At 68.7% G+C, this 23854-nt stretch carries 21 protein-coding genes, 1 pseudogene and 1 riboswitch; of the genes and pseudogenes, 5 read left to right on the forward strand and 17 right to left on the reverse strand.

What is annotated here, in order from left to right; genetic code table 11:
- The 3 genes from AC1DSO_RS20645 to AC1DSO_RS20655 all read right to left on the reverse strand — a co-directional run.
- The coding region (locus AC1DSO_RS20645) for a tryptophan halogenase family protein (RefSeq protein ID WP_477070593.1) at nucleotides 1-1317 on the reverse strand (1317 nt) is incomplete at its 3' end.
- Between the two features lie 105 nt (nucleotides 1318-1422).
- Entirely contained in the window at nucleotides 1423-4278 is a 2856-nt protein-coding gene (locus AC1DSO_RS20650) for a TonB-dependent receptor (protein ID WP_477070594.1), read from the reverse strand.
- Between the two features lie 149 nt (nucleotides 4279-4427).
- Complete coding sequence (locus tag AC1DSO_RS20655; protein ID WP_477070595.1) at nucleotides 4428-5468, reverse strand: LacI family DNA-binding transcriptional regulator; 1041 nt, start codon at nucleotides 5466-5468, stop codon at nucleotides 4428-4430.
- Between the two features lie 232 nt (nucleotides 5469-5700).
- Here AC1DSO_RS20655 and AC1DSO_RS20660 point away from each other — a divergent pair, with 232 nt between their 5' ends.
- Both AC1DSO_RS20660 and AC1DSO_RS20665 read left to right on the forward strand, forming a co-directional pair.
- Complete coding sequence (locus AC1DSO_RS20660) at nucleotides 5701-6768, forward strand: alginate lyase family protein (RefSeq protein ID WP_477070596.1); 1068 nt, start codon at nucleotides 5701-5703, stop codon at nucleotides 6766-6768.
- Nucleotides 6769-6835: 67 nt separating this feature from the next.
- Entirely contained in the window at nucleotides 6836-7420 is a 585-nt protein-coding gene (locus AC1DSO_RS20665; RefSeq protein ID WP_477070597.1) for a DUF2939 domain-containing protein, read from the forward strand.
- 180 nt (nucleotides 7421-7600) lie between these two features.
- Here AC1DSO_RS20665 and AC1DSO_RS20670 read toward each other — a convergent pair whose 3' ends face one another.
- Genes AC1DSO_RS20670 through AC1DSO_RS20715 form a run of 10 tightly spaced genes read right to left on the reverse strand, consistent with a single transcriptional unit; the run spans nucleotide 7601 to nucleotide 17823 of the window.
- Nucleotides 7601-8098, reverse strand: a complete 498-nt coding sequence (locus AC1DSO_RS20670) for a tyrosine phosphatase family protein (protein WP_477070598.1) — start codon at nucleotides 8096-8098, stop codon at nucleotides 7601-7603.
- Complete coding sequence (gene cobS, locus AC1DSO_RS20675) at nucleotides 8095-8856, reverse strand: adenosylcobinamide-GDP ribazoletransferase (protein WP_477070599.1); 762 nt, start codon at nucleotides 8854-8856, stop codon at nucleotides 8095-8097. Before cobS ends, AC1DSO_RS20670 begins: the two co-directional genes overlap by 4 nt.
- Nucleotides 8857-8858: 2 nt before the next feature.
- Complete coding sequence (cobT, locus tag AC1DSO_RS20680; protein WP_477070600.1) at nucleotides 8859-9890, reverse strand: nicotinate-nucleotide--dimethylbenzimidazole phosphoribosyltransferase; 1032 nt, start codon at nucleotides 9888-9890, stop codon at nucleotides 8859-8861.
- A complete protein-coding gene (locus AC1DSO_RS20685; protein WP_477070601.1) occupies nucleotides 9887-11347 on the reverse strand; it encodes a cobyric acid synthase in 1461 nt (486 codons plus the stop codon). The genes cobT and AC1DSO_RS20685 overlap by 4 nt, the downstream gene beginning before the upstream one ends.
- Complete coding sequence (cbiB, locus tag AC1DSO_RS20690) at nucleotides 11335-12261, reverse strand: adenosylcobinamide-phosphate synthase CbiB (RefSeq protein WP_477070602.1); 927 nt, start codon at nucleotides 12259-12261, stop codon at nucleotides 11335-11337. The genes AC1DSO_RS20685 and cbiB overlap by 13 nt, the downstream gene beginning before the upstream one ends.
- Complete coding sequence (locus tag AC1DSO_RS20695; RefSeq protein WP_477070603.1) at nucleotides 12251-13036, reverse strand: ABC transporter ATP-binding protein; 786 nt, start codon at nucleotides 13034-13036, stop codon at nucleotides 12251-12253. Before AC1DSO_RS20695 ends, cbiB begins: the two co-directional genes overlap by 11 nt.
- A complete protein-coding gene (locus tag AC1DSO_RS20700; protein ID WP_477070604.1) occupies nucleotides 13033-14019 on the reverse strand; it encodes a FecCD family ABC transporter permease in 987 nt (328 codons plus the stop codon). The genes AC1DSO_RS20695 and AC1DSO_RS20700 overlap by 4 nt, the downstream gene beginning before the upstream one ends.
- Nucleotides 14016-14861, reverse strand: coding sequence for an ABC transporter substrate-binding protein (locus AC1DSO_RS20705; protein ID WP_477070605.1), 846 nt, complete (start codon nucleotides 14859-14861; stop codon nucleotides 14016-14018). The genes AC1DSO_RS20700 and AC1DSO_RS20705 overlap by 4 nt, the downstream gene beginning before the upstream one ends.
- On the reverse strand, nucleotides 14858-15868 hold the full coding sequence (locus AC1DSO_RS20710) for an aminotransferase class I/II-fold pyridoxal phosphate-dependent enzyme (RefSeq protein ID WP_477070606.1): 1011 nt from the start codon (nucleotides 15866-15868) through the stop codon (nucleotides 14858-14860). Before AC1DSO_RS20710 ends, AC1DSO_RS20705 begins: the two co-directional genes overlap by 4 nt.
- 8 nt (nucleotides 15869-15876) lie before the next feature.
- Entirely contained in the window at nucleotides 15877-17823 is a 1947-nt protein-coding gene (locus AC1DSO_RS20715; protein WP_477070607.1) for a TonB-dependent receptor plug domain-containing protein, read from the reverse strand.
- Between the two features lie 151 nt (nucleotides 17824-17974).
- Nucleotides 17975-18163: riboswitch (cobalamin riboswitch) on the reverse strand.
- A gap of 36 nt (nucleotides 18164-18199) precedes the next feature.
- Here AC1DSO_RS20715 and cobU point away from each other — a divergent pair.
- Entirely contained in the window at nucleotides 18200-18718 is a 519-nt protein-coding gene (gene cobU / locus AC1DSO_RS20720; RefSeq protein WP_477070608.1) for a bifunctional adenosylcobinamide kinase/adenosylcobinamide-phosphate guanylyltransferase, read from the forward strand.
- A gap of 267 nt (nucleotides 18719-18985) precedes the next feature.
- Here cobU and AC1DSO_RS20725 read toward each other — a convergent pair.
- Nucleotides 18986-19060 (reverse strand): annotated as a pseudogene (locus AC1DSO_RS20725) (hypothetical protein); the annotation flags it as partial.
- A 488-nt stretch (nucleotides 19061-19548) separates the two neighbouring features.
- Between AC1DSO_RS20725 and AC1DSO_RS20730 the strand changes: the two are divergent.
- Complete coding sequence (locus AC1DSO_RS20730) at nucleotides 19549-20925, forward strand: MFS transporter (RefSeq protein WP_477070609.1); 1377 nt, start codon at nucleotides 19549-19551, stop codon at nucleotides 20923-20925.
- Nucleotides 20897-21712, forward strand: a complete 816-nt coding sequence (gene mazG / locus AC1DSO_RS20735; protein WP_477070610.1) for a nucleoside triphosphate pyrophosphohydrolase — start codon at nucleotides 20897-20899, stop codon at nucleotides 21710-21712. Before AC1DSO_RS20730 ends, mazG begins: the two co-directional genes overlap by 29 nt.
- A 3-nt stretch (nucleotides 21713-21715) precedes the next feature.
- On the opposite strand, the gene hflX is transcribed toward mazG, so the two are convergent.
- From hflX to AC1DSO_RS20750, 3 genes are all read right to left on the reverse strand, one after another.
- Entirely contained in the window at nucleotides 21716-23053 is a 1338-nt protein-coding gene (gene hflX / locus AC1DSO_RS20740) for a GTPase HflX (RefSeq protein WP_477070611.1), read from the reverse strand.
- A gap of 5 nt (nucleotides 23054-23058) precedes the next feature.
- Complete coding sequence (gene hfq, locus AC1DSO_RS20745) at nucleotides 23059-23307, reverse strand: RNA chaperone Hfq (RefSeq protein WP_013079113.1); 249 nt, start codon at nucleotides 23305-23307, stop codon at nucleotides 23059-23061.
- 156 nt (nucleotides 23308-23463) lie between these two features.
- A partial coding sequence (locus AC1DSO_RS20750) for an aminotransferase class IV (protein ID WP_477070612.1) occupies nucleotides 23464-23854 on the reverse strand: 391 nt, incomplete at its 5' end.

Here is a 23854-nt window from a genome sequence, read left to right on the forward strand (position 1 = left end):
CTCCTCGGTGAAGAGCTCGTCGTCCTCGCGGAACACCCGGCCATTGGCGCGGAAGAGATCCATCTTCCGCTGCAAGGTCGCGGGGACCTCCATGTCGCGGCAGGAACGCCAGAACGGCGTGTCGTCGCGCTCGGTGGCCTTGTAGTGCAGGATGATGAAGTCGCGGATGCGCTCGTATTCGAAGTCGCTCTGGCGGTTGAACTCGTCGATCGTGGCCTGATCGAAACCGGCGTCGGGCAACAGACGCACCATGCGGATCACGGCCGACTGGATCAGGTGCAGGCTGGTCGACTCCAGCGGCTCCATGAAGCCGCTGGCCAGGCCCACGGCGACGCAGTTCTTGTTCCAGATCTTCTTGCGCTTGCCGGTCGTGAAGCGCAGGCGCAGCGGATTGGCCCGCTGGGCGCCGTCCAGGTTCGAGAGCAGGACGCGCTCGGCCTCGTCGTCGTCAATGTACTGGCTGGAATAGACGTGGCCGTTGCCGGTGCGGTGCTGCAGCGGGATCCGCCACTGCCAGCCGGCGTCGTGCGCCGTCGAGCGGGTATAGGGGGTGAAGTGCTCCGACCGCTCGCTGGGCACGGCGATGGCCCGATCGCAGGGCAGCCAGTGCGTCCAGTCCTCGTAGCCGGTCTTCAGCGCCTGTTCGATGATCAGGCCGCGGAAGCCCGAGCAGTCGACGAAGAAGTCGGCGGCGATCACCTCTCCGTCGTCCATGGTCACCGACTGGACGAAGCCGTCATCGGACCGCAGAGCGACGTCGACGATCTTGCCCTCACGCCGCGTCACGCCGCGCGCCTGGGCGTAGGTGCTCAGATGCTTGGCGTAGAGCCCGGCGTCGAAATGGAAGGCGTGGGCGATGTGGCCGATCGGCGACTCGCTCATGTCCGCCCGCGCGCGCATGAACTTGTCCTGCAGCGCCATAGCGTTGTTGATCGCGAGATTGTCGAAGGCCGGGGCCTGGCCCAGCTCGCGCATCCGCAGCCAGTACTGATGGCTGCGCAGCCAGCCCAGGTCCTGGCCGATGACGCCGAAACCGTGCAGATAGCTTTCGCCCTTGCGCCACCAGTTGTTGAACTGGATGCCCAGCTTGAACGTCCCCTGCGTCTTGCGCAGGAAGTCGTCCTCGTCGAGGCCCAGTAGCTCGTTGAATTTCTTGATGGCGGGGATGGTCGCCTCGCCCACCCCGACCGTGCCGATCTCCTCGGACTCGACGAGGATGATCTCGTACAGGCCCTGGAACAGACGCGAGCACAGCGCCGCCGTCATCCATCCGGCGGAGCCGCCGCCGGCGATCAATATCTTCTTGAGCGGTTGCAACCACCCGCCTCCCGTTGAGCGGAAGGTCGAGGCCTAGGCCTCGCCTCCTTGGTTCTTGTCGGACGGGCCGGCCGCCCTGGAGAGCGACCGGCCCTGATCCTCTGATTAGAACCGATAGTTCACGCCGAACAGGAATTGCCGGCCGTACTTCTCGTAGGTTTCCGGCAGGGTGGCGCCGTTGCTGGTCTGCGTGCCGCCGGCGTCGAGACCCAGGCGAGTGCGGTACGGCGAGTTGGTCAGGTTGTTGACCTGCAGCAGAACGCCCAGGTTCTTCATCGGGCCTTCCTCGAACGTGTAGCCGATCTGGGCGTCGACCTGCTTGTCGGCGAGGATCTCGGTGAAGCCGCGCGTGGCGTAAAGCTGCACCACCTCGCCCTTGAAGGCCGAGCGGTAGCGCTGGCTGATCCGCGCCTGGAACCCACCGCGCTCGTAGTAGCCGGTGAGGTTGTAGACCGTGCCCGACAGGCCGGGGATGCGGACCTTGGCCTTGGGATCGGTGTTGGTGGTCGGGTTCAGATTGGACTTGGTCAGCGACAGGCTGCCCTGGAGGCCGAAGCCCTTCAGCAGGTCGGCGAACTGACCGAACTCGACCGCGCCGCTGAATTCCAGGCCCTTGACCGTGCCGCCGTTGCCATTGGCCGGCAGGGTCATCTGGCCCATCGGATTGATCGTCGTGCCGGCCGGGATGCTGGCCCCGACCGGGATCGGGATGCCGGTGAAATCGAACACGCCGGTCTGCTGGTAAATGTAGGTGTCGAGCTTCTTGTAGAAGCCGGCCACCGACAGATAGGTCGCGGGGCTGACGTACCATTCATAGGCCAGGTCGGCGGCCTTGGCCTCCCACGGACGCAGGTGCGGGTTGCCGCCCGAGGCCGACCATGGGTTCACGGTGGTGCCGGGACCGCAGGGCTGGCTGGAGCAGACCAGCGAGTTGAAGCCCGGGGTGACATTGGCCCGCATGTCGTCCATGCGCGGACGGGCCATGGTCTTGGACAGGGCGAAGCGCAGGCGATGGCCGCCGCCCAAGTCGTAGATCAGGTTCAGGCTGGGCAGGACGTCGGTATAGCTGTCCTTGGCGTTGATCTTGGTTGGCACGATCGGCTGGCCGGAGGCCAGGCCGTTGATCACGACGCCGCTCGATTCCTGCGACTGCTTGACGACCTGGACGCCAAGGTTGCCGCGCAGGTCGCCGGCCTGGAAGTTGGCCCGCCCGAAGAAGGTCGTGACCTCCTCGGTGATGTCCCAGTTCTTGTCGTAGTAGTTGGCGTCGAGGATCGGCGCTGAGTTGTAGTACTTCTTCCAGACGTCGCCGATCTTGACGCTGAGCACGCCGCCGAAGCCGGCGAAGCCCAGCTGGGTCGGATCGACCAGATCGGCCGCGTCGACATAGACCTGCTGGCGGCCGTTCTTCAGGAACAGGTCGTTGTCCGAGACCGTCTTGCCCTTGTCGCGCTTGGTGTAGTTCACACCGGCCGACAGCTGGGTGACGAAGCCGTCCATCTCGTGCTCGAGGCGGATGTCGACCGCCTTGACGTCTTCCTTGACGTGCGGGAAGCGGATGGATCCGTCGTGCCCCCAGCCGCCCCACGGCGCGCGGTCGCCCAGGGTGACCTTGCTGGCGTCGGCGTAGTTCAGGCCTTCGTCGTATTGCGAGAAGCCGTCGTCTGCGACCTTGAAACCGATCGTGTCATAGGTGCGGCCCACATCCGGCGTGGCGCCGGTCACGCCACCGACGCCGCGGCCATAGCCCGCGTACGTCTCCATGATCTGCTCCTTCCGCTTGTTGGACGAATAGGACAGGTCGGCGACCAGCTTGGTCTTCTCGCCGAGTTGGAACTCGTTGTTCAGCCCGGCCGAGAACAGCTGGTCCATGCGGGTGTTGTAGTCGTTGCGCAGCTGCGGGACGCCGTGGTTCAGCGTGCCGCCGGAGGCGAACTTCGAGCCGCCCAGGTCCTCGGTGGTGACCCCGGTAAAGGTGGCGCTGTCGGCGAACGGGTTCGAGAACCACTGGGCGCCGCGCGTCGTCTCCTTCTGTTTGAAGGTCGAGTAGTACAGGTCCAGCGTCGAGTGGATCCGATCGTTCGGCTGGTACTCGAAGATGCCGATGACCGCGTCGCGCTTGTTGTTGCGCGAGGTGGCGAAGATCTCCTGGCCATTCAGCATCAGGGCGCCGTCGGCGCTGTCCGGCGTCGTCGAGTCGGCCGGGAAGGCCTCATAGCCATAGGCCTTGTAGTGTTTCACCTGCGACGGTGAATCCAGGTGCGCGTAGCCGATGGCCACGCCGATCGTGTCGTCGGCGAATTGGTTGATATAGCTGGCGCTGAAGCGGCCGCCGACATTGTGCGAGTCATCGTTCAGCTTCTCGCCGGACGTCTTCTCGCCGCGAAGGTTGAGGGCCAGGGCGCGCTTGCCATAGGTCAGCGGGCGCACGGTGCGCAGGTCGGCGGTGCCCGACAGGCCCATGCCCGACACCTGGGCGTCCGGGGTCTTGTAGATCACGACGCTGGACAGCAGTTCCGACGGATACTGGTCGAACTCGACCGCGCGGTTGTCGCCCGAGCTGGCCTGCTGGCGGCCGTTCAGCAGCGTGGTGGTGAAGTCCGGCGCCAGGCCCCGGATCGAGATCACCTGGGCGCGGCCGTTGACGCGCTGTGCGGCCAGCCCAGGAAGACGGGCGATCGACTCGGCGATCGACACGTCCGGCAGCTTGCCGATGTCCTCGGCCGACACGGCCTCGACGATCGAGGTTTCGTTCTTCTTGATGTTGATCGAGTTCTGGATGCCGGCGCGGATGCCGGTGACCACGATCGCTTCGACCGTGTCGTCGGTCTTCGGCGCCGGATCGGCCGACTGGGCCCAGGCCGCGCCTGGACCGGCCAGGGCGACCGTGATCGCGGCGGCCGAAGCCGTGGCGTAGAATCCCTGGATGGACGGACGTCCGCTCGTCGTGCGGTTTCGCATGCAGCTCTCCCCTCTGAACTCCCGCCCACGGCGGTGAATTTCTTGTTCTTGTCGTGAATCAACGCGCCTGGGCGGCGTTGGAAGCGCTTCCAATAAGCGGCATAGGCGACAACGTTGTCAAGAACGAAAGAAAGTCAGCGCCAGTGGATCTAGATCGCCGCCGTCGTCTGCCGCGACACCACGGCGTGCTCCAGCTCCAGAAACACCGGTTCTGGCGCGAGGTTCGCGCCGGTCAGGCGGGCCACCAGCATCTCGACGGCGCGCTGGCCCAGGACCTTGACGGGCTGATGCACCGTGGTCAGCGGCGGCCAGACGATGGCGGCGACCGGGGCGTCGTCGAAGCCGGTGATCGACAGGTCCTGGGGAATGCTCAAGCCCCGGGCGTGAGCGGCCGACAGGACGCCGGCGGCCATGTCGTCATTGGCGCAGACCAGGGCGGTCGGCCGCAGCGGGTGGTCCAGCAGTCGCGGCGCCAGGTGCGTGCCCGAGCGGAACGTGAAGTCGCCGCGCAGCACGACGCAGTCCGCCTCCCCTAGCCCCTGCTCGGCCAGCGCGCGTTGGAAGCCTTTCAGGCGACGGTCGGCCGAAAGGTGGCCCTCCAGGCCGGCGATGAAGCCGAAACGGCGGTGCCCCAGGCGCAGCAGCTCGCGGGTCATGTCGTAGCCGCCGGCTTCGTCGTCGACGCCCACGCCATCAGCCTTGCCGCGCCCGGGGCCGCCAGGCGAGACGGTGACGACCTTGCACCCCTGGGCCAGGGCCGCCTCGATCAGCGGAACATCGTCGCTGTAGGGCGGCGACAGGATCAGTCCCTCGCAGCGCTGGGTGGTGATCAGGTCCAGCACCCGCTTCTGGCGGTCAGGGGTCTGCTGCGGGACGTTCTGGACGAGAACCTGATAGCCTAGGGCCAGGCAGGCGCGCAGCGCGCCCAGCTCCAGAGCGGACTCGTAGTACGAGTTGGGCTCGTTCTCGGGGTCCGACGCGAACACGAAGGCCAGCAGCCGGCTGGCGCCGCCCGCCAGGCTGCGGGCCTGCGGATTGACCTTGTAGTCGAGCGCCTCGACCGCCTGCATGACGCGGGCCCGGACCTCGTCGCGCACATTGGGGCCGCCGTTCAGCACCCGGGACACCGTCACGCGCGCCACGCCCGACAGCCGGGCGACGTCGTCGATAGTCGGTCTCTTGGTGGTCAAGCGCGGCTCCCTCGAAGGGCGGGAAGATGGTCAGGAAAATGCCGCAACACAAGCGATTCAGCCAAGCCTCCGCCCTGCCCGCTCCCATCCGGGGCTGAAAGGGCATCAAAGCTCGGTCGGACCAATATTTCCATATTGGCATGACCAATAATTGACACGGGTCACTATTGGCCAGATATCTTCGATCAACGCCGGAACCGTATCGCCGGCGAAAAAGCTTAGGGAGGCCTCTTTGAAAACCGCTTGGCTCGCCGCCTGCGCCCTGACCGCCGTCGCAACCGCGTCGCACGCGGCCGACTACGGATTGCTGGGGCCCACCTTCGGCAAGGGCCCCGTCGCCCCGGCCCTGTCCGAGATGGCAGTCTCCCGCGCCACGGCGACGCTGGACCGCCCGCCCGGCGCCATTCCCCACGCCCATACCGAAGGCACCCTGCCCGGCAAGGGCATTCGCGAGATCAGCCTCAAGGCCCGCGAAGACCAGCCGATCGTGCTCAACTTCGCCATCGCCTGGCGCCTGACCGGCGACCGCCGCTTCCTGGACGCGACCGGCCGCTATCTGGAGAACTGGGCCGACGTCTACCAGATCTCGTTCAACCCGATCGACGAGACGGGCTTCGACACGCTGGTCATGGCCTATGACCTGACCGAGGACGACCTGCCCGCCCCGATCCGCGCCAAGGTCGACGCCTTCTGGCGCAAGATGGCCGTCGGCTATCTCGACGCCATGGACGCGGGAACCAAGAACGCCAACACCAATTGGCAAAGCCACCGCGTCAAGCTGGCGACCATCGCCGCCTTCCAGACCGGCGACGCCAAGATTATCGACCGCGCCCGCCAGGCTTTCCGCAAGCAGATCACGGCCAACCTGTACGCCGACGGCTCGATGTTCGACTTCCACGAGCGCGACGCCCTGCACTACGTCACCTACAACCTCGACCCGCTGATGATGGCCGCCCTCGCCGCCCAGGCCCACGGCGAGGACTGGTTCGCCTGGAAGAGCCCGGCCGGCGCCAGCCTGCCCAAGTCGCTGGACTGGCTGGCGGCCTTCGCCACGGGCGAGAAGATCCATATCGAGTTCGTCAATTCCAAGATCCAGTTCGACCGCGACCGCGCCGCCTCGGGCCAGGCGGAATACGCGCCCCATCCTTGGGACGTCGGCAACGGGGTGGGAACCTACAGCCTGGCCAGCCTGCTGGACGGCCGCTACCTGGCGCTGCGCGACGATCTGGTGAAGCGCACGGGCAAGCGGCCTCCGGTCTGGGCCGAGATCCTGCGCGCCTCGCGGCCGTCCGCCGGCTGACGRCCCGCCGACGCCGTCTGGTTGACCCTGGTTCTCCCGTCTGCCCCTATCGAGACGGGAGAACCTGATGACTCGTACCAACCGCATCCTGGCCATCGGCCTGGGCCTCGCCCTGGCGCTGCTCGTCGCCGGCTATTTCGCCTCGCCGATCTTCGCCTTGCAGAGCCTGAACGCGGCGGCCAAGGCCGGCGATCGCGACAAGCTGGAGCAGGGCGTCGATTTTCCGGCGGTGCGCGAGAGCCTCAAGAGCCAGCTCAAGGCGGCGATGACCAAGTCGTTCGCCGAGGATCCGGAGCTGCGGGACAATCCCTTCGCCGCCTTCGGCCAGATGCTGCTGGTCGGCGTGGTCGACAAGGCGGTCGACGCCTATGCGACGCCCGACGCGATCGCCAACATGGTCGCCACCAACCGGGCGCCGTCGAAGATCGAACTGTCCCGAGACGCGCCGCCGGTCGAGCAGCCCAAGCCCCAACCGAAGGCCAAGTCCGACACCGAGACCCACTACGCCTATCAGGGCCTCAACCACTTCCGCGCGACCTATCGCGACAAGAAGGGCGACCACGGCGAATTTGGTCTCGTGCTCGAGCGACGCGGGGTCTTCAAGTGGATGCTGGTGCGGATCGAGCTGCCGATGAGCCCGCTCAAGCGGTAGTCCAGCCACTCGACTAGAGCCCTGAAGCTATAAATTTGTGTCATCCCGGAAGCCTCGCAGAGGCTGTCCGGGACCCAGGGGCCAAGCGCGGAGCAGCGGCCCCTGGGTCCCGGCTCTGCGGCCCGCTACGCGGTCCTCCGGCCGGGATGACACTGACACTTCCCGACTATTTCGTTGCCCCTAGTCCAACCGCCAATCGATCACCGTTCCCTCGAAGGCCTCTGCGCCGCGTCCTATGCCGGCGATCGCGCGGACCATGGCCCCGCCGCGTCCGAGCCTTTCGTCAGCCAGCGCCACCATCAGGGGGTTCGGCGTCGCCTCGGGGCACAGCGCGCGCAAACGAGCGGCCAGGGCCGGCTCCTCCCCCTCCGCCCGCACCGCGCACGCCAGCATGTAGGCTGCCGCCGTCGAGCGGCTGACGCCGGCGTGGCAGTGGATCAGCAGGGTGGGGTCGCGGCCGAGGCGCTCGGGCAGCGCCAGGATCGTCGCGACCTGCTCCGGCGACGGCGCGACCAGACCCGCCCTCGGCTCGACGATGTCGTTGAAGCGCAGCAAGGTGCGCGGCCCGGCGACTTGTGGCGCTTCGGCGTCCGGTGAGACCAGGGTCAGGACGTGGTCGACGCGCTGGTCGTTCAACAGCCGCTGGACGGCCGAGATCGGACCGACCAGCAGCCTCATGCCAGCGCCGCCGCGCCGAGCAGGAACCCGACCTCGAACACCTGCTCGACCGCCCCCAGCACATCGCCCGTGTGCCCGCCGATCAGGCGACGGGCCAGCAAGGCCAGAGCGACCGTCAGCGCGCTACCCAGGGCCAAGCCGGCGAGCGCCGCGTCCAGCGGCAACAGCGCCAGCGGCCAGCTCGCGATCACCAGCGCGATCAGGACTTCGGATGTTTGAACGCCATCGGGGACGGGTTTCCACTTCCCCGCCTCGCCGCTCGGCGCGTAGGGCGTCGCCCGCATGACCACCACGGCGGCGGCGCGGCCCAGGCCGTGCGCGCTCAGCAGCATCACGGCCGCCGTCGCGACCGGCGTCATGGCCAGGACGGCGGCCTTGAGCGCCAGGGTCAGGACCAGGGCGCAGGCGCCATAGGTCCCGATCCGGCTGTCCTTCATGATCTCCAGGCGGCGCTCGGCGGTCTGGCCGCCGCCCAGGCCGTCGGCCGTGTCGGCCAGGCCGTCCTCGTGAAAGGCTCCGGTGATCAGCACGCCAACCGCGATGGCCAGCACCGCCGCCACCGGAGGGCTCCAGACGCGCTCGGCCAGCACGAGGACGAGGGCGCTGGCCGCGCCGACGCCCTGTCCGACCAAAGGAAAATAGCGCGCGGACCGGGTGATCCAGCCAGGCTCGAAGGTCGCGAGCCAAGGCGTCGGGACACGGGTCAGAAACTGGATCGCGCAGATCAGCAGCCGAACCTGATGGTGCGCCCAGCCCACGTTCAGAGCCGGCCGTTCAGGACGTCGTCGAGGCTGGCGACATCGCTCAGCAACCGCGAGGCCGCGCGGACGATGGGCAGGGCCAGCAAGGCCCCGGTCCCTTCGCCCAGCCGCAGACCAAGGTCCAGAAGGGGTTCGACCTCCAGCGACTCCAGCATCCGCTGATGGCCGCGCTCGGCCGAGCGGTGGCAGAACACGCAATAGGCCTTGGTCTCGGGAACCAGACGGATCGCCGCCAGCGCCGCGGCCGAGACGATGAACCCATCGACGAGCACCGGAATGCGCGCGGCGGCCGCGCCGATCACCGCCCCGGCCATCATCGCGATCTCCAGCCCGCCGAATTCGGCGAGCACCGCCGCCGGTTCGACCGCCCCGGACCGTGACGCCGCCCGCTCGAGCACCGCCAGCTTGCGGGCAAGGCCCTCGTCGTCGTGACCCGCGCCGCGCCCGACACACTCGATCAGCGGCGCGGGCGCCAGGCGGTGCATGATCAGCGCGGCCGAGGCGGTGTTGCCGATGCCCATCTCGCCGAGCGCCAGCACCTCGAAGCCTTCACGCGCGGCGTCCTGAGCGATCCGCGCGCCGCGCGCCAGCGCCTCGGCGACCTCATCGGCGGTCAGGGCGGGCTCGACGGCGGCGTTGCGGGTGCCGCGGCGGACCTTCTCGGCCAGCAGGTTGGGATGGGCCGGAAGATCGGCGTCGACGCCGGCGTCGACCACGCGCAACTCGGCGCCCACCGCCTTGGCCAGGGCGTTGGCGCTGGCCCGGCCGGCCAGGAAGGTGGCGACCATGGCCTGGGTGACGCTGGGCGGATAGGACGACACGCCCTCGACCGTCAGGCCGTGGTCGCCCGCGAAGACCAGCAGCAGCGCCTTGTCGAGCGCGGGCGGCGGGCCGTCCGCGATCAGGCCGACCTGCACGGCCAGATCCTCGATCCGCCCCAGGGCGCCGAGCGGCTTGGCCTTGCCGTCGATCTGGGCGCGCAGCGTCGCGACGCGCGCCGGGTCCACGGCCGTTACGGTCGGAAGGGTCATCGGAAGGTCTCCAGTCCGGCCAAAGCCGCAAGCGCGGGAATGTCGAACGCCTGCTCAAGCATGGCAGCGATCTCGTCCAGGGCGCGGTCGACGCGGACGGCCTGATCAACGCCTTCGGAGCGGGCGCCCAGCTCGGCCAGCAGAGCCGCCCTCGCCTCACCGCGATCGAACAGGCCGTGGACGTAGCAGCCCCGGACCAAGCCGTCGGGGGACACCGCGCCGTCGTCGGCGCCGTCGTCGAACGTCAGCATCGCCGCCGCCGCGCCCGTCGTGCGGCCGACGTGCATCTCGTAGCCCTCGAACCGCGCGCCCTCGGCTAGCCGTCCGCCGACCGGGCGCAGGGTCTTGTCGCCGGTCATCACGGTCTCGACGTCCAGCAGACCTAGCCCTTCGGTCGTCTCCGGCGCGCCCTCGATCCCGTCCGGGTCCGAGAGGCGGCGGCCCAGCATCTGGTAGCCGCCGCAGACGCCCAGCACGCGACCGCCGCGCCGGACGTGAGCCTTCAAATCGATGTCCCAGCCTTGGGCGCGCAGGAACGCCAGGTCCGCCAGGGTCGCCTTGGTCCCGGGCAGGATCACCAGATCGGCGTCTCCAGGCAGCGGCGTTCCGGGCGGGACGAAGGCGAACTCCACCTCCGGCTCGGCGCGCAGGGCGTCGAACTCGTCGAAATTGGCGATCCGCGACAGCATCGGCACGACGATGCGGACCTTGCGCTCACCCGGGCCCGCGAAACGGTCCAGCACCACGGCGTCTTCGGCGGGCAGGCGCCGCGCCGCCGCCAGCCACGGCGCCATGCCAAGGTCGGCCCAACCCGTGCGGCGGACGATCTCGTCTCGGCCGTCTTTGAAGAGGGTCGGATCGCCCCGGAACTTGTTGATCAGGAAGCCGCGCACCATGGCGCGGTCGCCCTCCTCCAGGACGACATGAGCGCCGACCAGGGCGGCGATCACGTGGCCTCGGTCAATGTCGCCGACCAGCACGACCGGCACGTCGGCCGCCCGCGCGAAGCCCATATTGGCGATGTCGCCGGCGCGAAGATTGATCTCGGCCGGGCTGCCGGCGCCTTCGACAATGACAAGGTCGCTCTGCGCTTCCAGCCGGCGGAAGCTCTCGACCACCGTGCCCAGCAGGGACGCCTTGCGCTCCTGATAGCCGCGCGCCTTCCAAGTTCCGGCCATCTGGCCGCGCACGATCAGCTGGGCGCCGACGTCGCTCTGCGGCTTCAGCAGCACCGGGTTCATGTCGACCGTCCGCGGTGTGCGACAGGCGATCGCCTGCAGGGCCTGGGCGCGGCCGATCTCGCCGCCATCGGCGGTGACCGCGGCGTTGTTGGACATGTTCTGCGGCTTGAACGGCCGGACGGTCAGGCCGCGATTGGCGAACAGCCGGCACAGCCCCGCCACCAGCACCGACTTGCCGACGTCGGACCCGCATCCCTGGATCATCAGCGCGGCCATGCCAGTCCTCCCAGGGCCAACATCAACCAGAGCGCCGCGCACGCAAGGAGATAGACGCGCAGAGCCCGCGCCAGGTCGGCCGGAGCGGCTTCCCGGCCTTCGCCCAGGGCGGGCCGTTCGGAGGGCGCGCCGTCGTACCAGGCGGGACCGCCGAGCCGCACGCCCAGCGCGCCGGCCATGGCCGCCTCGGGCCAGCCTGCGTTCGGCGAGGCGTGCTTGCCGGCGTCGCGCAGCATGATCCGCCAGCCGCCTCGCCCCACCAGGGCTACGAGAGCGCCGGCCAGTCGGGCCGGGATCAGGTTCAGCAGGTCGTCGACCCTCGCCGAGGCCCAGCCGAACGACCGCCAGCGCGGCTCGCGATGGCCGATCAGGCTGTCGGCGGTGTTGACCGCCTTGTAGACGAACAGGCCCGGCAAGCCGCCAACCACGAACCAGAACATCGGGGCGACCACCCCGTCGTTGAAGCTCTCGGCCAGGCTCTCGATCGCCGCCGTGGCGACGCCGGCCGCGTCGAGCCGCTCGACGTCACGGCCGACGATCTTGCCGACGGCGCTCCGCGCGCTTGCGAGATCGCCCGCGCTCAAGGGTTTGACGACCGCGCGGACGTGGTCGAACAGGCTCCGCTGCGCCAGGCCCAGGGCGCCGACGATCGCGACCACCCAAGGCCCGCCGAAGCGCGTGATGACCCAACCCGCCCCGCCGCTGACGCCGACGATGACCAGCAGCGTCGCCACGCCCAGCAGGCGCCGCGCCAGCTCACTCAAAGTCGGGCGGTTGAGCCCCGCCTCCAGCGCCGAAATCAGTCCTCCGATCCACGCCACCGGATGCGGGATGCGCCGATGCGCCGCGTCCGGATAGCCGACGACGGCGTCCAGTAGCGCGGCCCCGAGCACGATCCAGGGACTAGCCGACACGGCCGAGCACTTCGATCAGCGGACCGCCCTCGCCGGCGTGGCGGCGCACCGCGACGCCATAGACCTTCGACAGGATCTCGGGCGTCAGGGCGACCTCGGGCGAACCGTCGATGACCAGCGCGCCCTCGCTCAGGATCAGCACCCGGTCGGCGAAGCGCGCGGCCAGGTTCAGGTCGTGCAGGGTGATGATCACGCCCTTGCCCTGGTCGTGGGCCAGGCGGCGAAACAGGGCCAGGGCGTCCAGCGCATGACCGGGGTCGAGGCCGGTTAGCGGCTCGTCGGCCAGCAGCCAGTCGGTCTCGCCGGCCAGGGCGCGGGCGATCAAGGCGCGAGCCCGCTCGCCGCCGGACAGACGCGTGACCGCACGCTCGGCGAAGGCCTCCAGACCGGCCGAGACGATGGCCGCGTGGATCGCCGCCTGGTCCTCGGCGCTGGGCCCGAACGCGCCCAGGTGCGGGGTCCGTCCCAGGCCGACGAAGGCGCGGACATCGACATCCCAGGCGATCTCGGGCGTCTGCGCCAGGAAGGCCAGACGCCGTGCGCGTTGTCGTCCCGGCAGCGCCGCGATCGGCGCGCCGTCCAGCAGCGTCGCGCCCGTGTCGGGCTTGAGCAGGCCGGCCAGGCAGCTCAGCAGGGTCGACTTGCCCGCGCCGTTCGGGCCGACGATCGCGACCAGCTCGCCCCGGCTGAAGCCGGCGGTGATCCCGCCCAGCACCGGACGGCCGCCGAGGCGGATCGCCAGGGCGTCCGCGCGGAGGGTCTGTTCCAGACTCATGCCAGCCTCCGACGCATCGAGATCAGCATGGCCAGGAAGAACGGCCCGCCCAGCGCCGCCATGGCGACGCTGAGCTTGACCTCACTGGCGGCCGGGGTCATCCGCACCAGGATGTCGGCCGCCAAGGTCAGGGCCGCGCCGCCCAGGAACGACGGCGCGAGCAACGCGCTGGGGCGCGATCCCAGAACCGGCCGCAGCAGGTGCGGGGTGATCAGGCCAACGAAGCTGATGACGCCGGTCACGGCCACGCTGGAACCGACCGCCACCGCCACGCCAACCGCCATCAGCAGACGGGTGCGGGAGAGCTCGACACCCAGTGACTTTGCGCCCTGCTCGCCCAAGGTCAGGGCGTCCAGCGAGCGGCCCAGGGTCAGCAACAGCACGCTGCCGACAAGGACGCCCGGCGCGGCGATCCGCACCTCCTCGACGCTGCGATCGGCCAGTGAGCCCATCAGCCAGTTGACGATCTCGTTCACGGCCCACGGGTTCGGCGCCAGATTCAAGGCCAAGGCGATCGCGGCCCCGCAGACGGTCTGAATGACAAAGCCGGCCAGCAGGAAGGTGACGATGCTGGACGAGATCCCGGCCAGGCTGAGCAGAATGGCGACTCCGATCCCGGCTCCAACCATGGCGGCCAGCGGCAGGATCCAGCTCGCCTCGCCGGCCGCGCCCAGATACAGCGTCAGCACCGCGCCCAGCGCCGCCGCCGTCGAGACGCCCAACGCCGCCGGGTCGGCCAGCGGGTTGCGGGTATAGCCCTGCAGCGCCGCGCCGCTTAGGCTCAGGGCGCCGCCGACCAGGATCGCCAAGATCGTGCGCGGCAAGCGCAGGCCGAAGACGATGGCCCAGCGCGGATCGGCGCCGTGCGAGGTCCAAGCGCTCCAGGGCGTCCAGACGCGGCCGGCGCAAAGGCCGAGGCCGAACAGGACGACCAGCAACACCGCCAGGACGCCGCTGACCATCAACGGGGATCGGGATCTCATGCTCCCTCCTTCAGCGCCTGGGCGCGGGCTCGGGCCATGGCGGCGGCGGTCTCGATCAGCACCGGACCGCCGCAATAGAGAAGTTTTTCGGGCAGGCGCGCCTGCCGCATCCGGCCGGAGATCGACTTCAGCGCCGGATGGGTCATGACCCGGTCGGCCCAGCTGCRCGCGCCCGGCGCCGGCTCGCCGACCAGCAGCACCCGCGGCGGGTCGGCCAACAGCCTCTCCAGCCCGACATTGCCCCAGGTCTTGAGCCCGTAGCGCCGGGCGACGTTGTCGAAGCCGGCACGGGTCATCACCTCGTCGATCAGGGTTCCGGGACCGGCCGCGAAGCCGTTGGGCTGGTAGATCAGGGCGCTGAGCCGGCGCGCGCCTGGCGCGGGGGTCGCCGCGGCGATCGCCGCCTCGATGCGGGCGACCAGGGCTTCGCCGCGATCGGCATGGCCGATCAAGCCGGCCAGCCTGCGCACTTGGCCGAGACTCTCGTCGACGGATTTGGGAACCTTGAAGCGCTGGACCGGCACATGCAGGCGCTTCAACGCATTGCGGGTGGCCAGGGCCGAGTGCTGGCTGGCCAGGACCAGATCCGGTCGCAGCCCGATGACCTCCTCGGCGCTCTCCCAGGTGAACGGCAGGGTCTTGGCCTGGGCGGCGACGGTGGATCCGTACGGCTCGCGGGCATAGTGGCTGAGCGCGGCGATCTGGCCGCGATCGGCCAGGTGCACGAGCATGGCGTCCAGGCAGCTGTTCAGCGACACGATCCGGCGCGGGACGGCCAGCGCTGGCCCCTGCGCGACCAGAGCCAGGGCGCCGCCCACCACCTCCCGCCGGCTCGCGGTCATGATTTCAGCACCTGAAATACCTGACGGAAGCGATTGAAATCATTTCGGGAAGGCAGGCCAATCCGAAGTCGATCACTTCGGTCGGCGAAGGGCCGGGTCAGCACGCCTTGCTCGCAAAACCGCTGGAAGACCATGTGGGCGTCAGGAACCTCGACCCAGCGGAACAGGTCGCAGCCGCCGACAACCTTCAGCCCGGCTTCGGCCAAGACGGCGTCGACTTCGGCGGCCTGAACGGCGAGCCAGGCCCGCGCCGTCGCGCGCCAGATATCGTCGGCATAGGCGCCAAGGCCCAGCGCCAGGGCGTCGGCGTTCAGCGGCCAATCGCCGAGAAGAACGCGAAGATGTTTTGCCAAGACATTGTCAACAATAAGAAATCCAAGCCGAACCCCCGGCAAGCCATAGAACTTGCCGAACGAGCGCAGCACGATCAGACGTTCGATGGCCAGGCCCGCCACGCTGAGCTTGGGCGCGACCTCGACGAAGGACTCGTCGACCACGGTCCAACGCCCGGCAGCGGAACGCGCCTCGGCCAAAGCGGCCAAGTCCGGGCGCGAGACCCGGCGACCATCGGGATTGTTTGGATTAACCAGGACCAGGACGTCCGCGTCGCGGGCGGCAGGATCCGACAACGCCGAGACCGAGGTAGGCGCGCGCGCGGCCCAGGCCTCGGCATGGCCGCCATAGATCGGCGTCGCCAGGGCGACCCGTGCGCCGCCCAGCAAGCCTGGCAGCAGCCGCAACGCCGCCTCCGCCCCGGGGACGGCCACGACGCGCGCCTCATCTTCGACGCCGAAAGCCCGCGCGGCCAGGGCCTCGAGGTCGGCCAAGGCCGCCGGATCCGGCAGTCGCCGCAGGGCGTCGGCCGGCGCCCGCTGGCCGGCCCACGGCTCGGGATTGATCCCGGTCGAGAGGTCCAGCCAGGGACGCGGCGCGTCCGGATAGGCGGCCATCGCCTCGCGGAGACGGCCGCCGTGCCGGAAGGCGCCGATGATGGGTATCGACGCCACGGCGGGACCTAGAACCGCGCCCGCAGGCCCACGAAGGCCCCACGACCCGGCGTCCCGTAGTTCAGGATGGTCTGGTAGTCCTTGTCGAAGGCGTTCTCGACCCGGCCGAACACTTCCAGCCCGTCCTTCAGCGGATAGGCGGCCCGCAGGTCGACGGTGGTGTAGCTGGCGACCACCTGGGTATTGGCGTCGTTGTTGTAGGTCTTGCCGACATGGCGCGCCGCCACCGTGGTGGTCAGGCCCACCGGCCAGCGATAGGTCGCCGACAGGTTGGCCATGTTTTTCGGCCGCCGGGTCAGCTGCTTGCCCTTGTTCGCGCCCGAATTGGATTCGGCGTCGGTATAGGTGTAGTTGCCGGTCAGGGTCAGGCCGTCGACCGGCTTCAGCTCCCCGATCAGCTCGAGGCCCTGGGCCTTGGTCTTCTGGACGTTGTTGTAGTAGCCGAAGCGCGGCGAGCCGCCCGGGGCGCACAGCGGATCGGCGGCCGAGACGCATGAGAAGAACCGGATCTCATTGTCGGCTTCGCGATGGAACCAGGTGGCCGAGGCGCGGGCCTTGCCGCCCAGGAAGCGCTGCTCGACCCCAGCGTCCCAGCTGTCGAAGTCCTCCGGCGACAGGGCGAGGTTGCCGTACTCGCTGTAGAGCTCATAGAGGCCCGGGGCGCGGAAGCCCTGGCCGAAGCTGGCGCGCAGGACGGTGTTTCCCTCGTTCAGCGCCCAGGCGGCCGAGGCCTGGCCCAGGGTGTGTGAGCCGTAGGTGTCGTGGTCCTCGTAGCGCAGGCCGGCGGTCAGGGTCAGGCCCGGAACCACCTCGGCCTGCAGCTGGCCATAGACGCTGTCGACGCCGACCTTGCCCGAGCGGAACGGGATCAGCGGCTGAGAGACCGTCGGCGAGCGGGTCCGCATGCGCGACCTCTCGCTCTCGGCGCCGAACGACGCGGTCCAGGTGTCGGTGACCGCGAACACACCCTGATATTCCCAGCGCTTGTTCTTGCCGGCCGAGTCGAAGGTCATCGGCACGAAGCGGGCCGGGTTGTAGTTGGCGCGATCGGTGTCGGTGTAGGCGTAGCCGACGCGGTTGTTGAAGCGGCCGTCCAGCAGGGCGAAGTTCAGGCCGCTATAGACGACCAGCTCCTTGGTGCGGCCGAATTCGGCGCTATCGCCGGCGAAGCCGTCGAAGTCGTTCTTGCCGCGCGAATAGACCGAACGGACCTCGGCCGAGACGGTGTCGGTCAGCTGGACGCGCACGCGGCCCGAGGCGCCGGCGTTCTGGTAGCCGTCCTTTTCGGTCCCGGTCTTGTAGGTCGAGAAGCCGTCGGTCGTGTAGTAGCCGCCGGCCAGGCGCCAGACGACCTTGTCGGTGGCGCCGCCGACGCCGCCCCGGACATAGCCGGTCTTGCGCGCCCCGACCTCGACATCGGCCGAGCTGGTGAACGGCGCGGTCGGTTCGGCGGTGACGATGTTGACCACGCCGCCGATGGCCTGGCTGCCCCACAGGGTCGATTGGGCGCCGCGCAGGATCTCGATGCGCGAGATGTCGCCGACCAGCAGGTTGCCGCTGTTGAAGCCGCCCTGGGTCGAGGACGGGTCGTTGAGCTTGACGCCGTCGATCAGCACGACGGTGTGCTGGTTCTCGGCGCCGCGGATGTTGAGGCTGGTGCTCGCGCCCGGCCCGCCGTTACGGGTGAAGCTGACACTAGGCTGCTGGGCCAGCAGGTCGGTGATCGAGATCGCCTGGCTGGCCTCGATGGCGCCTTGCGTCAAGACGGTGACCGAGGCGCCGACCTTCTCGATCGGCTGGGCGGTGCGGGTGGCGGTGACGACGAGTTCGGCGACGCCATTGGCGCCGACCTTGCCGGCGACGTCGGCCTCGGGGGCCTTCTGGTCGTCGGCCATCGCCGATCCTGAAATGAGAACTGTGGCGAGGGCGGTGGAGCTGAGAAACGCTCGGATCATGGTCTTCTACTTCCGTTCGAAACGATCCGCGCGCTGACCCACGACGCACTCGCAAGCTYGCAAAAGCCACGCGTACGCCTCGGACCGACGCGCGGTCCTGTGACAGTCGTTTCTCGGGAGACCCCGTTCGTTTGGCGCACCCCGGCCAAGCGATGAACGACCGCGCCGGGCAGGTCTCCTGGCTCACGGGTCAATGCTCTTGGCGTCGCCTTCCCAGGGTTTTTGACCCCAGTGGCATATGACGCGAGAGCTCGCCGCTTACAGTTGCGGGGGCAGCCGAGGTCTTGAACCTCGTTCCCTTTTAATCCTCTTTCGAGGAGCCTGACGCGACGCCAGCCCTATATGCTGCGCCGCACACCGTCAATGTGGAGCTTCCATGACCGCGATCCTGGTGCTGGGCGGAGCCCGTTCCGGCAAGAGCGCCTTCGCCCAGAAAGCGGCGGAAACCGCCGCCGGCGCTGGGCGTCCGGTCCTGATCGCCACCGGCCAGGCGTTCGACGACGAGATGGCGGAGCGGATCGCGCGGCACCGGCTCGATCGCGGCGAATCATGGGTCACCGTCGAGGCGCCGCTGGCGCTGCCGGCCGCGATCGCCGCCCTGCCCGCTGACGCGGCGGCGGTCGTCGACTGCCTGACCTTGTGGCTGTCGAACCTGCTGATGGCCGAATGGGACGTTGAGGCGGCGGCGACCGACTTGGTCGAGGCCGTGGCCGCCTGCCCTGCCCGCCTGTGGCTGGTCAGCAATGAGGTCGGCCTTGGCCTGGTGCCCGAGACGCCGMTGGGCCGCCGCTTCCGCGACGAGACCGGCCGCCTGCACCAGCGGCTCGCCGCGACGGTGGACGAGGTCTATTTCGTGGCGGCTGGGCTGCCGTTGAGGTTGAAGCCACAGGGGTGAATGCTCGTCAGGATGCGGGGATAGAACCCCTCTCTCTTTGAGAGAGGGAGGGGCCCGCGCCGTAGGCGTGGGAGGGTGAGAGGTTAGGCAAAGCCGGTTGGGGATTTCRCGCATCTCACTGAGTTTTCGGGATTTATCGGTGAGCGGTGTAACCACTCACCCTCCCATGCTGCGCATGGGCCCCTCCCTCTCTCTCAGAGAGAGGGGCGATGTAACGCACGAGCGTTCAGCCCTTTTCGTCCCCGGCTCCAAAACCCGCCGTACAGTCTACCCACCTCGTCGCGAGGAAAGGGCGCATGGCCAGCGACCGATTGCGGCGGCGGGGGGCGATCGAGCGGGCGCGCTCGTCGGTGCGGGGGAAACTTCGCGACTTCGTTCATCCCGGTGGTGGTCGACCCTGGAAGACAGAAACGACGGTGGACGCAGGCTGACGAGCGCGACAGACGGGCGTAATGGCTCGTGGTCCGGAACTGGGTTCGCTGCCCAGCCCGCCCGCCGGAGGCGTGAGCCTGGGGAGGCGCGAACATCGCCAAACCAGGGCGCTTGCGAATAACGGTCGCGCGGAGCGTCTGGCTTCGTCGAAACGGTATCAAACTAAACCTACTCCGGACGGCGTCCGGCGCTCCGCGTCCCTTTCCATCCCTTCAGCGGCGAGCCGCGTGAGGCGGCGAAGCCGTGCGCGCCGGAAGAGGCTGGCGCTTGGCGACCATTGCTCGCACACTCGTTTGAAACAGCCGCCCAGCGGCGTGGCGTCCAAGCGCGATCAACAGCGCGGGGAGGAGTACACAATGTCCGAGCGTCCTTCATCGCCAAGACCGGCGTCGCCAACAATGGCGTCCGGAACCCTGGCCATATTCGCGGGCCCCTGCATCCCCCTCGCGGCCGTGGGCCTGCCGCTGGTGGTCTATCTGCCGGAGTTCTACGTCAGCACCCTCGGGCTTTCACTGTCGGCGGTAGGCGCGGCCTTCCTTCTGGTCCGGCTGATCGACATCGCTTTCGACCCGTTCGTCGGCGGCTTGATGGACCGCACGCGCACCCGCCTGGGCCGGTTCAGGCCTTGGATGCTGGCCGGCATGCCGGTGGTGGGCGTCGGCGCCTTCGCGCTGTTCATGGGCAAGCCCGGCGTGACGCCGCTGTACCTCTGGGCCTGTTTGCTGGTCACCTATGCCGGCTATTCGATGTGCGTGCTGTCGCACACTGCCTGGGGCGGCGTGCTGTCCAGCGACTACCAGCAGCGTTCGCGCGTCTATGGCTGGTGGCAGGGCGGCAATGTCGTCGGCATGATCCTGGTCCTTTGCCTGCCGCCGCTGATGGTGGCGCTGACCAAGGGCGACCATACCGCCGGGATCCGCGCCATGGGCTGGTTCATCGTCGCCCTGCTGCCGATCACCGTGCTGCTGGCGGTCAAGGTCGTCGGCGAGCCTGCCGCACCGGTCGCTCGCCACGCGGCCGGCATCAAGCAGTATCTGGAGCTCCTGACCCGCCCTTCCGTGCGCCGGCTGTTGGCCGCGGACCTGCTGATGGGCGTGGCGCCGGGCATCGCCGGGGCGCTGTTTCTGTTCTTCTTCGAGCGCATCAAGCACTTCGACAAGGCCCAAGCCGGGATCCTGCTGCTGGTCTATTTCCTGGCCGCCCTGGCCGGCGCGCCGATCTGGCCGATGCTGGCCAAGCGGGTCGGCAAGCACGGGGCCATGGCGATCGGCGGGGTGCTCTACGCGATCGTGCAGTTCGCCGCGGTGCTCACCCCGCCCGGCAATACGGCCGCCGCCATGCTCGTGCTGGTGCTGGCCGGCCTGCCCTACACCGCCGCGCCGATGCTGGTGCGCTCGATGATGGCCGATATCGGCGACGAGGAACGGCTGGCCAGCGGCGTCGACCGCACGGGCCTGCTCTACGCCATCGTGACGGGCACGCTGAAGCTGGGCTACGCCCTGGCGATCGGGGTCTTTCCGGTGCTGGCCTGGCTGGGTTTCGACCCCAAGGCGCCGACGCCGAGCGGCGAGACCGCCCTCACCGTGCTCTACTCGGTCGTGCCCGCCGCGATGGGACTGCTGGTCGCGGCGATCATGCTGCGCTATCCGCTGGATGCGACCCGTGTCGCCGAGATCCAGCGCCAGCTCGCGGCGCGGGACGCGGCGGCGTCGGACGCCGCGCAGCCCGCAGCCCAGCCGAGTCCCCATGCCGCTTTCTCCGCCCCCGCAGAATGACGATCAGCATCCGCTATTTCGCCTGGTCGAGATCATGGCCAAGCTACGCGACCCGAACGGCGGCTGCCCCTGGGACCTGGAGCAGACCTTCGCGACGATCGCGCCCTATACGGTCGAGGAGGCCTATGAGGTCGCCGACGCCATCGAACGCAACGACTTGCCGGAGCTGAAGGAAGAGCTCGGCGACCTGCTGCTGCAGGTCGTGTTCCATTCGCGCATGGCCGAGGAACAGGGGGCGTTCGACCTCAAGGACGTCGCCGCCGCCATTTCCGACAAGATGATCCGCCGCCATCCGCACGTGTTCGGCGACCACGCCTACGAGGACCTCTCGGCCCAGGTGGCCGGCTGGGAGCAGCTCAAGGCGCAGGAGCGGCAAGCCAAGGCCAAGACCGGCGTGCTGGACGATGTGCCGACCGGCCTGCCCGCCCTGACCCGCGCCGTGAAGCTGACCAAGCGCGCCGCCCGCGTGGGCTTCGACTGGCCGACGGCGACCGAGGTGCTGGCCAAGTTGCGCGAGGAGACCGACGAGATCGAGGTCGAGATCGCCGCCGGCGACATGGCCAACGCGCGCCAGGAGCTGGGTGACATCCTGTTCGTCTGCGCCAACCTGGCCCGCAAGCTGGACGTCGATCCGGAAGACGCCCTGCGCGCCACCAACGCCAAGTTCGCCCGCCGCTTCGCCTTCGTCGAGGCGGGGCTGGCCGAGCGCGGCAAGACGCCGGATCAGTCGGACCTGGCCGAGATGGACGCCCTGTGGAACGACGCCAAGGCGGCCGAGAAGGCCTGAGGCCTACTGGGCCGCCTGAACTTCGGCTTCCGGAAACTGGCGCTCGAAACGGCCCAGGGCCTGGGCGTCGAGGCGCGCGATCAGGCGGACCTCGCCGGACGGGCCGTCGTAGCGGCTCATCACCCGACCATTGCGGTAGATCCAGGCCAGGGCCTGGCCGTGATGGGCGCCGAGCTGCACCTCGACCGGCGGCGAGTCGTCGATCAGGCCGCTGATCCGGCGCAGCAACGCCTCGCAGCCGTCTCCGGTGACCGCCGAGACCGCCGAAGCTTCGGAGCGACGCGCCTGGCCCTCGACGATCTCGCGCTCTTCCTCGGCCAGCAGGTCGACCTTGTTCCAGACCTCGACGACGGTCTTGCCCTCGTCGAACGTGACGCCCAGTTCGGCGAGCACGGTCTTGACGTCACGGGCCTGGGCCTCGCTGTCGGGGTTGGCGACGTCGCGGACGTGCAGGACCACGTCGGCCTCCTGCACCTCTTCCAGCGTGGCGCGGAAAGCCTCGACCAGCTCGTGCGGCAGGTCCGAGATGAAACCGACGGTGTCGGAAAGGATCGCCGGCCGGCCATCGGGCAGCTTCACGGTGCGCAAGGTCGGGTCCAGCGTCGCGAACAGCATGTCCTTGGCCAGGACCTCGGCCTCGGTCAGCCGGTTGAACAGCGTCGACTTGCCAGCGTTCGTGTAGCCGACCAGCGCCACGGTCGGGTACGGGACCTTCTTGCGGGCGCTGCGATGCAGGGTCCGCGTGCGGCGCACTTCCTCAAGCTCTTTCTTGAGCTTGAGAATGTTGTCGCGGATCAGGCGGCGGTCGAGCTCGATCTGGGTTTCGCCGGGGCCGCCGGTGTTGCCGGTGCCGCCCCGCTGGCGTTCCAGGTGGGTCCAGGTGCGGACGAGGCGCGAGCGCTCGTATTCGAGCCTGGCCAGCTCGACCTGCAGGCGGCCTTCACGCGTGCGGGCTCGGCGGGCGAAGATCTCGAGGATCAGGCCCGTGCGGTCCACGACCTTCACCTTCAGCGCCTTTTCAAGGTTGCGCTGCTGGATCGGAGTGAGCTGGTCGTCGAAGACGGCGACGTCGATGTGCTCGACCTCGCAGATCGCCGCGAACTCCTCGATCTTGCCCTTGCCGAACAAGGTCGCCGGCGTGACCGCGCGCAGAGGCGCGATCACGGTCTCGACGACTTCGAGATCGAGCGCCACCGCGAGGCCGACGGCTTCCTCGAGCCGGGCATTGGGATCCCGGGCTTCGAGGGCCGCCTGACCGCGCAGTTGCCGCGCCGGATGGATGACAAGCGCCTTCAGGATCGGCGCGGCGTGGTCAATCGACCTGGATGTGGATTTGGACAATCGTCTCAGTCGTCGGAGTCGGCGCTGGGCTCATAGAGCTGAACGGGTTGCGCCGGCATGATGGTGGAGATGGCGTGCTTGTACACCAGTTGCGACTGGCCGTCGCGGCGCAGAAGGACGCAGAAGTTGTCGAACCAGCTGACCACGCCCTGCAGCTTGACGCCGTTGACCAGGAAGATGGTGAGCGGCGTCTTCGATTTACGCACGCTGTTCAGGAAGGTGTCCTGAAGGTTTTGCTTCTTTTCGGCGGACATCGGGGGTTCCCCTCTCATTGTTCTCGGAGGGCCACACGCCCCCCACACAAACAAGACCATGCTAGATGATTTTTCGTTGAAAGCGACAAGCCCTCAGTGAAAATTTCCGCAAGGCCGCGCGACGCAAAGCCGCCCGTGCCGAATATTGCTCCGACCTCAGATGGATTTTTGACGCGCGCGCTCAATATAGAGACGCCGGAGCCGCGTCGCCACCTCGCCCGGGTTTCCGTCGCCCAGCTTCACGCCATCGACTTGGACGATCGGCGTGAGCAGCGAACCGGCCCCCGTGATGAACGCCTCCCTCGCGCCTTGCGCCTCGGCGACGGTGAACGGCTTTTCGCTAAACGGTAGGCCGCTCTCGCGGATCACCTCCAGCAGGGTCGAACGGGTCACGCCGCGCAGGATGTTGGCGTTGGTGTCGCGGGTGCGCAGCGCGCCTTCGGCGTCGATGATCCAGGCGTTCGATGACGCGCCTTCGGTGACCAGGCCCATGTCGTCGACGAACCAAGCCTCGATCGCGCCACGCTCGCGCGCCGCCTGCTTGGCC

This window comes from Caulobacter sp. P4_E5 (genome assembly GCF_056401555.1).

Coding starts and splice junctions, on each gene's coding strand:
- AC1DSO_RS20650 (WP_477070594.1), bottom strand. CDS start 4,278: ATGCGAAACCGCACGACGAGCGGACGTCCGTCCATCCAGGGATTCTAC.
- AC1DSO_RS20665 (WP_477070597.1), top strand. CDS start 6,836: ATGACTCGTACCAACCGCATCCTGGCCATCGGCCTGGGCCTCGCCCTG.
- AC1DSO_RS20670 (WP_477070598.1), bottom strand. CDS start 8,098: ATGAGGCTGCTGGTCGGTCCGATCTCGGCCGTCCAGCGGCTGTTGAAC.
- cobT (WP_477070600.1), bottom strand. CDS start 9,890: ATGACCCTTCCGACCGTAACGGCCGTGGACCCGGCGCGCGTCGCGACG.
- AC1DSO_RS20685 (WP_477070601.1), bottom strand. CDS start 11,347: ATGGCCGCGCTGATGATCCAGGGATGCGGGTCCGACGTCGGCAAGTCG.
- AC1DSO_RS20695 (WP_477070603.1), bottom strand. CDS start 13,036: ATGAGTCTGGAACAGACCCTCCGCGCGGACGCCCTGGCGATCCGCCTC.
- AC1DSO_RS20700 (WP_477070604.1), bottom strand. CDS start 14,019: ATGAGATCCCGATCCCCGTTGATGGTCAGCGGCGTCCTGGCGGTGTTG.
- AC1DSO_RS20715 (WP_477070607.1), bottom strand. CDS start 17,823: ATGATCCGAGCGTTTCTCAGCTCCACCGCCCTCGCCACAGTTCTCATT.
- AC1DSO_RS20730 (WP_477070609.1), top strand. CDS start 19,549: ATGGCGTCCGGAACCCTGGCCATATTCGCGGGCCCCTGCATCCCCCTC.
- mazG (WP_477070610.1), top strand. CDS start 20,897: ATGCCGCTTTCTCCGCCCCCGCAGAATGACGATCAGCATCCGCTATTT.
- hfq (WP_013079113.1), bottom strand. CDS start 23,307: ATGTCCGCCGAAAAGAAGCAAAACCTTCAGGACACCTTCCTGAACAGC.